This is a genomic window from Paenibacillus helianthi, assembly GCF_001909055.1.
GTDB lineage: Bacteria > Bacillota > Bacilli > Paenibacillales > Paenibacillaceae > Paenibacillus_AQ > Paenibacillus_AQ helianthi.
Map to the genome: position 1 here is coordinate 1 of NZ_LVWI01000116.1, position 2,197 is coordinate 2,197.

Here is a 2,197-nt window from a genome sequence, read left to right on the forward strand (position 1 = left end):
AGTAGGGTAAGACGAGGGATTACTCCCTCGGACTCCCCGTCAAACCGTGCATGCGGATTTCCCGCACACGGCTTTCCTTCGTCAGTTCCCCATCTTCAGGAGTGAGTTTCCTTCATCCGTCGCCGGATTGCTTATTTCACTCCTGAATTAGGAACGTGTGGTGAGTAAGCTTGTTAGAAATACCATTCCGGCTGATTCCAGTACTTTGTTTGGTATCAGCCGGTTTGACACCGTAGATCTCTTTTTGCGCATAAAGGCTCGCACCCTCATTCGCGTCCATTGATCCAGACGTTCAAACTTTTTCTTTACATTTCCTATCCCGAAATAGTTTCCAAATCCTCGGCTGATTTCGTTTAGCTTCCCCAGCATTCCGTCCAGGTTCTTTCCTTGTTGCCTGCACGTTGCCTTTCGGATTTTATCCTTATATTTCTTCACTTTCGCGTCTGGCAAGGCGATATAATCCCTCCGGAAGTCGAATCCCAGAAAACGAAATCCCTCATCGAAATCCACCACTTTTGTTTTCTCCGGGTGCATTCGCAGTCGCAGTTCTTCTTCTAATATCTTCTTTGCTGCCCTATACGCCTCTTGTGCCTGTTCCTTTGTCTTACATAGGATTACGGCATCGTCCGCGTACCTGACTACGGCAAATCCCTGCTCTTTCATGCCCCAGTCGAACGCATTCAAATAGATGTTTGCCAAGAGCGGCGAGATGACTCCGCCCTGGGGAGACCCGATTTCTGTTTCATGGAACTGATCATCTTCCATGACTCCCGACGTCAGCCACCCGCGAATGAGCGTCAGTACTTTTCCGTCCGAGATTCTTTCTTGCACTTTCTCCATGAGTCCTTCATGGGGGATTTCATCGAAGAAAGACACAATATCCAGGTCTACTACATGTTCATATCCATTACGTTTGGCCCGCCGGATGGTACGTATGGCTTGATGCGCCGAATATCCTGCTCGGAAACCAAAGCTATAGTAATAAAAATCCTCTTCAAAGATAGGCTCAATGATTTGGCGTACGGCTTGCTGACAGACTCGATCCCGAATCGTAGGAATGCCTAGCGGTCTTAATTTCCCATTTTCCTTCTCGATGTAATGCCGCCTCACCGGATCGGGAACGTAACGGCCCTGCTGCAATAACCTTTGGAGTTCCCTTAGGTTCGTGCTTACATTCTTCTCATACATCCCGATGCTGACACCATCGATACCGCCACTTCCTTGATTCTTTTTCACCGACAGCCAGGCTTCGTCCAGATTGTTCATTTGGTAAACCTTATCGATTAGGGAATAGTAACGTCTTTTCGGTTTCATTGGTGTTTCACCACCTTTACCGCTACTCACCAGGCTGGTCTTGTTTCCGTTACAGATATCGATTCCTTTCTTGTTCCATCCCGGCAACTGCGTGTTAGAAAAAAAAAATTCAATCGCTCCTGCTGCCTTGGATGTACTCAGGTCGCCAGTTTGCCTCATTCCCCAAGCGCTCTCTCGCTCTCGGCGGGACTCACCCTCTCGGTCAAACCCTCGCTGGTTTACGGCGCTTACGATATCCACTCGCGAACACTCACAGTCTTTGACAAAGCACGTTCCCTTCGCCTCTGTCTCTCCTCTTTTGGAGTGAGAGCAGGGTATGCGGCACCACTTTTTTTTTTTTTTCTGGCTGCTCGCCTTCAAAAAAAAAATTCCAGGCGCACACTCATCCGGGTTTTCTCCTCCAGACTGTTACCAGCTTTCATTGGCCCGGACTTGCTCACTACTACGGAACGATCCGCCATCTCGCAACCCTTCGGCTTGGTTTTCCCTTTCGGTTATACCGCCCCTACCTTGTTCGCGTTTGCGTCAAGGAGACTACGAGACTTCCCTCAGTTATCTGCACCTTCTGTTCCATCCATCCTGACCCTAATCACGTCGATGAGTCTTGCAGGTCATTTCCCTTTGTGTGTTTTCCTGTAAGATATACGATTTCGTATAGGTTTCCCCGTTTTTACGGCGGGTCACCCAGCATCGCCGCCACCTCTGGTTCACTGCATTCCGGGCTGGACTTTGCCTGCAGGCCCTTCGGATTCTTCCTTACGGAAGACACCCTGCCCTTCCGGCAACCTTCGGTTGCCGGAAGTCTGCTTCGGCTACGGCACTTTAAAGGGTAAAGTCACCGGGTGGATTTGAACCACCTAGATAGTGCGACTGTGAGGCGCAC

Annotated in this window: 1 protein-coding gene; it reads right to left on the minus strand. The window is 49.6% G+C overall.

Going from position 1 to position 2,197, the window contains the following annotated elements; translation table 11 throughout:
• Positions 1–147: 147 nt before the first annotated feature.
• Positions 148–1,554, minus strand: a complete 1,407-nt coding sequence (ltrA, locus tag A3844_RS31595) for a group II intron reverse transcriptase/maturase (RefSeq protein ID WP_143192228.1) — start codon at positions 1,552–1,554, stop codon at positions 148–150.
• Positions 1,555–2,197: the final 643 nt, after the last annotated feature.